The organism is Kamptonema sp. UHCC 0994, assembly GCF_029167235.1.
Lineage (GTDB): Bacteria > Cyanobacteriota > Cyanobacteriia > Cyanobacteriales > Microcoleaceae > Kamptonema.
This window is the reverse complement of record NZ_JARFTR010000312.1, coordinates 1-7,769: the sequence shown is the minus strand read 5'-3', so window position 1 is coordinate 7,769 and position 7,769 is coordinate 1. Positions and strand designations below refer to the sequence as shown.

Here is a 7,769-nt window from a genome sequence, read left to right as displayed (position 1 = left end):
GTTGATTAACCGCCCAGAGGGCGGCGTTACGTTTTCCGTGTTTTTACTACTAATTAAGATGGCAAAATATCCATGTTAAAAATTTCCGTCGGGATAGCAATAGTGCAGCAGGCATTAGGAATATCAACTATGCCGCTAATTCTACCTTCAACGGGCGCACAGCTTAACAAAAGATATGCTTGTTCGCCAGTAAAGCCAAATTTTTTCAGGTATTCAATGGCATTCAAACAAGCCCGTCGATAGGCAACATGAGCATCCATATAATACTGCTGACCCGTAAATTCATCAACAGAAATACCTTCAAAAACTAGGTATTCAGAGTAGCGAGGTTCCACTGGGCCGGGCTTGAAAATCGGGTTGACCATCCCGTATTTTTCCATGCCACCTTTAATAATATCAACGTGGAGGTCAATATAGCCAGACATTTCAATTGCACCGCAGAAAGAAATTTCGCCATCTCCTTGAGAAAAGTGAATATCTCCCATCGAAAGTTTCGCGCCTTCGACATAAACTGGGAAGTAAATTCGCGAACCCCGTGACAGGTTTTTAATATCACAATTACCGCCGTGTTCGCGTGGCGGTACAGTGCGTGCGGCTTCTGCTGCTACGCGCTCAAATTCTGCGCCTTTTAAAGATCCTAAAACGGCATTTTGTGGGTTAGGAAGTGCTGCTAAAGGTGGTACTCGATCTGGATTTGTTGCTACCAGTTCCGATTCCCTGCGGTTCCATGTATTCAGCAATTCTTGAGAAGGAGCACAGCCGATTAAACCGGGATGAGTAATGCCAGCAAATCTGACATTAGGAATGTGTCGCGAACTGGTATAAATGCCCTGTAAATCCCAAATTGCTTTAGCAGCAGTTGGAAAATGTTCGGTCAAGAATCCGCCGCCATTCTCTTTAGCAAAAATCCCTGTAAATCCCCATTCATCACCTTGTAAAGCTCCAATATCAAGGATATCTACAACAAGAATATCCCCAGGTTGTGCGCCGTTAACGTAAATTGGCCCGCTCAAAACGTGCACTACTGTTAAGTCTACATCGCGAATGTCATTGGGGTTATCATCATTTTTGATTTGCCCATCTGTCCAGTCTTTACATTCGATCCGAAATACATCACCAGGATTAACAGAAGCAACTGCGGGAATATCGGGATGCCATCGATTGTGACCCACTAATTCCTGTTCTGACATTGGTTTAGTCAAGTCAACTTTGAAGAGAACTTGAGGCATAAATCTGCACCCCTTTAGTTAGTGATTTTTACATTGTAGAGGCATCTTTACTGATTTTAAAGTTAACGAATGTAACTTTTTTTACAAAATAAGTTTAATTATAAATAAGATTGTTTGAGATAATGATTATCATTATAGGCAAAGGTAAATTGGCTAGTAGGGGTGGGTTTACCTAAAAGGTAGATATTCTCGCAGCTATATTTATAGACTTACTTTTGCTAATATTAAGATAGTTATTTTCAAACTCCAATCATTAATGACTGAATTATTAACTGAAAAAGCGGCAAATCAAATTGTCAAAGGATGGCAAGGTCATCTTAATTTATCCTATGCTTACCGCAACGATACAACTCAAATTATTCACAATGAAGTACAAGCGCCATTAAAGGTGCAGCGTCCGTTTTATCCTGAAGGAAAAAAGGTTTGTCACAGCGTGATTTTGCATACGGCTGGAGGCGTTGTGGGAGGGGATAGCCTTTCGATGAATTTTCAGTTGGAACCGGATGCTAAAACTTTAATAACTACGGCGGCGGCTGGTAAAATTTATCGCAGTAGCGGTTTAGAAGCTAGGCAAACTATTGAAATAAAAATTGCCAAAGATGCTTATTTAGAATGGCTACCACAGGAAACAATTGTCTTCAATGGCGCAATTTATCGTCAAGATTTGCGGGTAGAATTAGAGCCAGAAGCGAGTGTTTTACTGTGGGAAATTACGCGATTTGGGCGCACGGCTAGGGGGGAAAGATTTGTGTCGGGAGAGTGGCGATCGCACGTTGAAGTCTGGCAGCAAGGTCATCCTTTATGGATCGATCGACAAGTAGTCAAAGGTGAAGAAATGCTTACCAGTCCGCACGGTTTGGGGGGATATCCAGTTCTTGCTAGTCTTGCTTGGGTGGGTCAACCAGTGACTGGGGAGATTGTGGAAAAGGCGCGATTGCTTTGGCAGAATACGCCATTTTTCGATGAGGGTAAGAGTGGACAAATTCAGCTATCAGCAGGGGTTACGAGGCTCACAAATGGCTTATTATGCCGATATCGTGGTTCATCGACGGCGGCGGCGAGACGTTGGTTAATTGGGGTTTGGGAATTGTTGCGGCTGTCTGGGCGCGATCGCGCTATTTGTTTGCCAAGAGTATGGCCAAACTAGCATTATGTTTTCAAATTTTGACACAACTTTTAATTATTGTCAAGAACCAGATGATATAATATCATCAGATAATTATTGATGACCACAATATGCAAATAGTATCCCAAGAAAAATACCAGCAACTTCCGATTAAGATTAGTGAGGATCAGATCGCTGATTTTTGCCAGAAAAACCACATTAGTAAACTATCACTTTTTGGCTCAGTCTTGCGGAGTGATTTTAGACCAGATAGTGATGTTGATGTGCTGGTAGAATTTATGCAAGAGAAATGCCCCGGTTTTTTTGGGTTAGCAGGAATGGAAATTGAGCTAACTGAAATATTGGGGCGAAAAGTGGATTTGCGAACTGCGGAGGAATTAAGCCGCTATTTCCGGGAAAAAGTTGTTAATTCAGCAGAGGTAATATATGTTTATAGATAATGAGACTCGTTTGCATCATATGCTGGATGCAGCAAAAGAGGCAATTTCATTTGCCGAAAACAGAACCAGAAGTGACCTGGACACTGACCGGATGCTAACACTATCTTTGGTCAAATGTATTGAAATAATCGGTGAGGCTGCTGCTAATATTACAAGAGAGCGTCAGGCCGAATTACCACAACTTCCCTGGCCACAAATCATTGGCATGAGAAATCGTCTTATTCACGGCTATTTCGATATCAAACTCGATGTAGTATGGAAGACGCTTACGGATGATTTACCGCCATTAATAGCCGAACTTGAGAAAATAATTCCATCGGAGTAATAAAGATGCAACTAACACCGCAAGAAAAAGACAAATTGTTGATTTTCACCGCTGCTCTAGTAGCAGAGCGACGTAAGGAAAGAGGTGTAAAATTGAACTATCCAGAAGCGATCGCCTATATTTCCGCCGCCATCTTAGAAGGCGCGAGAGACGGCCGCACTGTCGCAGACTTAATGAGTTATGGTACAACTCTCTTGACGCGGGAAGATGTGATGGAAGGCATTGCAGAAATGGTACATGAAGTACAAGTTGAAGCCACATTTCCTGATGGCACAAAACTTGTCACAGTCCACGATCCAATTCGTTAAATAAATAGAAAAAAGAGGTGAATATGATTCCAGGTGAAATGATTGTTGCAGAGGGAGAAATTGAACTGAATGCAGGTCGTTCTGTTGTACGGTTAGTGGTTGCAAATACAGGCGATCGTCCCATCCAAATCGGTTCTCACTATCACTTTTTTGAGGTGAATGAAGCTTTAGAATTTGAGCGAGATTTGGCTAAAGGAATGCGTTTAGATATTCCCGCTGGGACAGCAGTTAGATTTGAACCCGGAGACGAGCGAGAAGTTAATTTAGTACCTTTTGTGGGGAGTCGTCAAGTTTATGGATTTAATGGTAAAATTAACGGTCAATTAGATGGATGAGACTTCTGCCAATTTCAAAATAAATGATTAGTAGGAGTATAATACGTTATGCCCGATCAAATTAGACTCTGGGAAATATCAAAGGATCAATTGAATGAAATTACTCAATCTAAATTAGACTTAGAATCTCGTTTAGAAACCTGGCTCGATAATGATATCTCAATCCTAGCAGACGATCTCTTAGTAATTGGCAGGCAAGTGATTACTGATTATGGTGGCAAACTTGACCTTTTATGTATAGATAGAAATGGAGATTTAGTCATTGTTGAGTTAAAAAAGGACAAAACAGCCAGAGAAGTAACAGCACAAGCTTTGGATTATGCCTCATGGGTTCAAGATTTATCAAACGAGAGAGTTACAGAAATTGCCAATACTTATCTGCTGATTAAAAATGGTAGTAACTTAGAAAATGCTTTCCGCGATAAATTTAGCTCAGAATTACCCGATCTTTTGAATGCTCAACACAATATTATAATTGTAGCTGCACAGATAGATAGTAGTTCTGAAAGGATTATTCAATACTTATCAGAAACTTATGGTGTGAGAATCAATGTCGCAACATTCCAGTATTTTCGTGAGTCTAGTGGTAGGGAGTTATTAGCCAGAAAATTTTTGATTGATGCTGAAAGAAAGCCAAATACAGGAGGAGGCAAAAGAAATCCAAACTTAACTGAGGAGCAATTAGCTGAAATAGCAGATGGCAATGAATTAGGCAAACTTTATAGACTGCTTTACAACGGACTTATACCACAGATATTTTGGATGAATACAACCACAAAAGGTCTGGCATTGAAGGGAAGAGGTCAAAATAGCCAAGTTATCTTAAATCTCTTGCTAACTGAAAGCACACCTAACGATGGTCTCAAATTTAAGATATACACAGATCGACTTTCAGACTATTTGAAAATTGATGTAGAAACATTAATTACTCTGTTACCTAACTATGAGCAAATATGGCAAGCAGAGTGGTCTGGTTCAGTTGCCGAAGGATTCTTTAAAACAGAAGAACAAGTCAACAAGTTTGTGGCAAAATTAAATGAAGTAAGGAGTGCATTAATATGAGTTACAGAATGAATCGCCGCGCCTACGCAGAAACCTTTGGCCCAACAACAGGAGATCGCATCCGCCTAGCAGATACAGAATTATTTATTGAAGTAGAACAAGACCTCACAAATTACGGCGATGAAGTCAAATTTGGCGGCGGTAAAGTCATCAGAGATGGCATGGGACAATCCCCCATTTCTAACGCTGACGGAGCCGTTGACACCGTAATTACTAATGCTTTAATCTTAGATTGGTGGGGAATTGTCAAAGCAGATATCGGCATTAAAAACGGCAAAATTGATAAAATTGGCAAAGCCGGCAATCCATATATTCAAGACAACGTAGATATCATTATTGGCCCCGGCACAGAAGTCATTGCCGGCGAAGGGATGATCCTGACTGCGGGGGGAATTGACAGCCACATTCACTTTATTTGTCCCCAACAAATTGAAGTCGCGATCGCATCAGGAATTACCACCATGATCGGCGGCGGCACAGGCCCGGCAACAGGGACAAATGCGACTACTTGTACCCCTGGCCCTTGGCACATTTACCGAATGCTGCAAGCTGCCGACGCTTTCCCAGTTAATCTCGGATTTTTAGGTAAAGGAAATAGCAGTCAACCCCAAGGATTAATTGAACAAATTAATGCCGGTGCAATGGGTTTAAAATTGCACGAAGATTGGGGAACTACACCCGCCACAATTGACACTTGTTTAAGTGTTGCTGACGAGTACGACGTACAAGTAGCAATTCACACCGATACTCTCAATGAAGCCGGATTTGTAGAAGCAACAATTGCCGCTTTTAAAAATCGGGCAATTCATACTTATCACACCGAAGGTGCAGGCGGCGGACACGCACCTGATATTATTAAAGTGTGCGGTCAAGCTAATGTTTTACCCTCTTCAACTAATCCCACTCGTCCCTACACTGTCAACACATTGGAAGAACATTTAGATATGTTGATGGTTTGTCATCACTTAGATCGAGGCATTCCTGAAGATGTGGCTTTTGCTGAATCAAGAATTAGAAGAGAAACCATTGCGGCTGAGGATATTTTACACGATTTAGGTGCATTTAGCATGATTTCTTCCGATTCTCAGGCGATGGGAAGAGTCGGGGAAGTAATTATTCGCACTTGGCAAACAGCGCATAAAATGAAAGTGCAACGAGGATATTTACCCCCCCTAACCCCCCCTTATCAAGGGGGGGGGATAGACTTAACCCCCCCTTACCAAGGGGGGGAAATAGGGGGGGTTAATGATAATTTTCGGGCTAAGCGATATATTGCCAAATACACGATTAATCCGGCGATTACTCACGGTATTTCTCAGTACGTTGGTTCTGTGGAAGAGGGTAAATTAGCAGATTTATGTTTGTGGCAGCCGGCATTTTTTGGTGTTAAACCAGAAATAGTGATTAAAGGAGGTGCGATCGCCTATTCCCAAATGGGAGATGCTAATGCGAGTATTCCTACACCTCAACCCGTGCATATGCGACCGATGTTTGGCAGTTTTGGAGGTGCTCTGGCCGCAACTTCTTTTACTTTTGTTTCTCAAGCTGGCATAGAAAATGATATTGCTAAGCAGTTAGGTTTGCAAAAACAAACTTTAGCTGTTTCGGGGACGAGAAAAATCACTAAAAGAGACATGAAATTGAATGATTCTTTGCCTCAAATGGAAGTCGATTCAGAAACTTATGAAGTGAGGGCAGATGGGGAATTATTAACTTGTGAACCGGCAACAGTTTTGCCAATGGCCCAGAGGTATTTTTTGTTTTGATCGGTGATTAGTAATTGCTATTAGTTCCTGGCGATTAGAAATCGCGGCTGCACAAACAAAGTCCGCCTTCGCGGACTATAGAATTTATTTTGTGTAATATAGCAACCTTCTTGGCAGTTAGGACGTTCTGAGTTCCACCAAACTCGCTGATTCTATTCCCTTCTTCCCCTTCTTCCCCTTCTTTCCCTTCTTTCACGCTTCCCCTAGCCCCTAGCCCCTAGCCCCTAACCGCCTTGGCGGTTGCTATAAAGTCTGATTTCGGGTAAGTATGAAACAACTAAAGTCGAGTTCTGCGGATCTGCGGGAACTTTTCAAGGACAGCATTACAGTTAAATATCTCGCTGAAACCCTTAAATCTGTCCCCGCCGACGCAGATGCAGCGATTTTACTACCTTGGATGGAAGCTCACGATTATGATGTCCTTGGTATCGAAGATCGAGGCGTGGTTTCTGGCTATATTGTGCGATCGCTTCTTGGCCAAGGCAAATGCGGCGACTTCCAGCAAATTTTTCACCCATCGGAATTAATCGCCGCTTCTACTCCGTTGATGGAATTGTTGCCCCTATTGCGGGACAAATCCAGATTATTTGTCTTGGAAAGCAACCGCATTAGCGGTATTGTCACCTGCGGTGACTTGCAGAAAGCACCTGTGCGAATGTTGCTATTTGGATTGGTGACACTTTTAGAAATGAATCTACTACGGCTAATCCGCATTTATTACCCCCATGATTCTTGGCAACAATTCCTTAAAAAGGAGCGAGTAGTAGCTGCAAAAAATCTCTGGGAACAGGGACGAGCTAGAAATGAAGCTATTGATTTACTTGATTATCTCCAATTTTGTGACAAGCGGGATTTAATTCTCTCATCGTCACAGGTTATTGAGCGATTGGCACTTAAATCTAAGCGCTACGGAGAGCGTTTTTTGAAATCAGCGGAAGCTTTGAGAAATAAGTTAGCTCACGCTCAAGATTTGGTCAGCGGTTCCTCTTGGCCAGAAGTAATTTTTTTAGCCCAGGAAATCGAAGCTTTATTGCAGCGGTGCGAGGAAATTGAATTAGCAGTTCCCCTACAATCAGATAACTTTTCTTTGTAACGCCGCCCTCTGGGCGGTTATTTTACCGCCCAGAGGGCGGCGTTACGACTACTAATTAGACTAGAGATACTGCCATCGCACTCGC

10 protein-coding genes are annotated in these 7,769 nt (G+C 42.2%); 8 read left to right on the top strand and 2 right to left on the bottom strand.

Translation table 11 applies throughout. The features are described from left to right. Positions 1 to 53 precede the first annotated feature (53 nt). Entirely contained in the window at positions 54 to 1,229 is a 1,176-nt protein-coding gene (gene fmdA, locus PY364_RS28690) for a formamidase (RefSeq protein WP_275571113.1), read from the bottom strand. A 256-nt stretch (positions 1,230 to 1,485) separates the two neighbouring features. Here fmdA and PY364_RS28685 point away from each other — a divergent pair, with 256 nt between their 5' ends. From PY364_RS28685 to ureC, 7 genes are all read left to right on the top strand, one after another. Then, a complete protein-coding gene (locus PY364_RS28685; protein WP_275571112.1) occupies positions 1,486 to 2,376 on the top strand; it encodes an urease accessory protein UreD in 891 nt (296 codons plus the stop codon). An 89-nt stretch (positions 2,377 to 2,465) separates the two neighbouring features. Further along, positions 2,466 to 2,795 carry a nucleotidyltransferase family protein gene (locus PY364_RS28680; protein WP_275571111.1) on the top strand — a complete coding sequence of 110 codons (330 nt, stop codon included), beginning with the start codon at positions 2,466 to 2,468 and terminating at the stop codon, positions 2,793 to 2,795. After that, on the top strand, positions 2,782 to 3,120 hold the full coding sequence (locus PY364_RS28675; RefSeq protein ID WP_275571110.1) for a DUF86 domain-containing protein: 339 nt from the start codon (positions 2,782 to 2,784) through the stop codon (positions 3,118 to 3,120). Before PY364_RS28680 ends, PY364_RS28675 begins: the two co-directional genes overlap by 14 nt. A 5-nt stretch (positions 3,121 to 3,125) precedes the next feature. Beyond that, positions 3,126 to 3,428, top strand: a complete 303-nt coding sequence (gene ureA / locus PY364_RS28670; protein ID WP_275571109.1) for an urease subunit gamma — start codon at positions 3,126 to 3,128, stop codon at positions 3,426 to 3,428. Positions 3,429 to 3,451: 23 nt separating this feature from the next. After that, a complete protein-coding gene (locus PY364_RS28665) occupies positions 3,452 to 3,763 on the top strand; it encodes an urease subunit beta (RefSeq protein ID WP_275571108.1) in 312 nt (103 codons plus the stop codon). Positions 3,764 to 3,811: 48 nt separating this feature from the next. Then, positions 3,812 to 4,825, top strand: a complete 1,014-nt coding sequence (locus tag PY364_RS28660; RefSeq protein ID WP_275571107.1) for a DUF91 domain-containing protein — start codon at positions 3,812 to 3,814, stop codon at positions 4,823 to 4,825. Continuing rightward, entirely contained in the window at positions 4,822 to 6,591 is a 1,770-nt protein-coding gene (gene ureC, locus PY364_RS28655; protein ID WP_275571106.1) for an urease subunit alpha, read from the top strand. Before PY364_RS28660 ends, ureC begins: the two co-directional genes overlap by 4 nt. 34 nt (positions 6,592 to 6,625) lie before the next feature. Here the strand turns inward: ureC and PY364_RS28650 are convergent, their stop codons facing one another. Then, positions 6,626 to 6,787, bottom strand: coding sequence for a hypothetical protein (locus PY364_RS28650; protein WP_275571105.1), 162 nt, complete (start codon positions 6,785 to 6,787; stop codon positions 6,626 to 6,628). Positions 6,788 to 6,859: 72 nt separating this feature from the next. On the opposite strand from PY364_RS28650, the gene PY364_RS28645 reads away from it, so the two are divergent. After that, on the top strand, positions 6,860 to 7,684 hold the full coding sequence (locus tag PY364_RS28645) for a hypothetical protein (protein ID WP_275571104.1): 825 nt from the start codon (positions 6,860 to 6,862) through the stop codon (positions 7,682 to 7,684). The last annotated feature ends 85 nt before the right edge of the window (positions 7,685 to 7,769 follow it).

Bases quoted from the DNA above. Each gene is read 5' to 3' on its own strand.
- fmdA (WP_275571113.1), bottom strand. From the start codon at position 1,229: ATGCCTCAAGTTCTCTTCAAAGTTGACTTGACTAAACCAATGTCAGAA.
- PY364_RS28685 (WP_275571112.1), top strand. From the start codon at position 1,486: ATGACTGAATTATTAACTGAAAAAGCGGCAAATCAAATTGTCAAAGGA.
- PY364_RS28680 (WP_275571111.1), top strand. From the start codon at position 2,466: ATGCAAATAGTATCCCAAGAAAAATACCAGCAACTTCCGATTAAGATT.
- PY364_RS28675 (WP_275571110.1), top strand. From the start codon at position 2,782: ATGTTTATAGATAATGAGACTCGTTTGCATCATATGCTGGATGCAGCA.
- ureA (WP_275571109.1), top strand. From the start codon at position 3,126: ATGCAACTAACACCGCAAGAAAAAGACAAATTGTTGATTTTCACCGCT.
- PY364_RS28665 (WP_275571108.1), top strand. From the start codon at position 3,452: ATGATTCCAGGTGAAATGATTGTTGCAGAGGGAGAAATTGAACTGAAT.
- PY364_RS28660 (WP_275571107.1), top strand. From the start codon at position 3,812: ATGCCCGATCAAATTAGACTCTGGGAAATATCAAAGGATCAATTGAAT.
- ureC (WP_275571106.1), top strand. From the start codon at position 4,822: ATGAGTTACAGAATGAATCGCCGCGCCTACGCAGAAACCTTTGGCCCA.
- PY364_RS28645 (WP_275571104.1), top strand. From the start codon at position 6,860: ATGAAACAACTAAAGTCGAGTTCTGCGGATCTGCGGGAACTTTTCAAG.